Here is a 269-nt window from a genome sequence, read left to right as displayed (position 1 = left end):
AGCACGCGTTATCTTGGTACGGCGCTGTACTGGATAGCCGCCAGTATCAATATCAAACCGGGCCATGATTATTACTTTTATATCCGCAGTGTGAACACCGTTGGCAAATCGGCATTCGTGGAGGCCGTCGGTCGGGCGAGCGATGATGCGGAAGGTTACCTGGATTTTTTCAAAGGCAAGATAACCGAATCCCATCTCGGCAAGGAGCTGCTGGAAAAAGTCGAGCTGACGGAGGATAACGCCAGCAGACTGGAGGAGTTTTCGAAAGA

General features: G+C 51.3%; 1 protein-coding gene. It reads left to right on the top strand.

All coding sequences use genetic code 11. The features are described 5' to 3' along the window. On the top strand, window positions 1–269 hold a 269-nt coding region (locus FN960_RS21655), incomplete at both ends, for a phage tail tip protein J-related protein (protein WP_221936860.1).

Origin of the sequence: Alkalicoccobacillus porphyridii, from assembly GCF_007293315.1 — a bacterium.
GTDB classification, from domain to species: Bacteria; Bacillota; Bacilli; order Bacillales; family Bacillaceae_D; genus Alkalicoccobacillus; species Alkalicoccobacillus porphyridii.
Note: the sequence above shows the minus strand (reverse complement) of the source record. Positions and strands in the feature narration are given on the sequence as shown.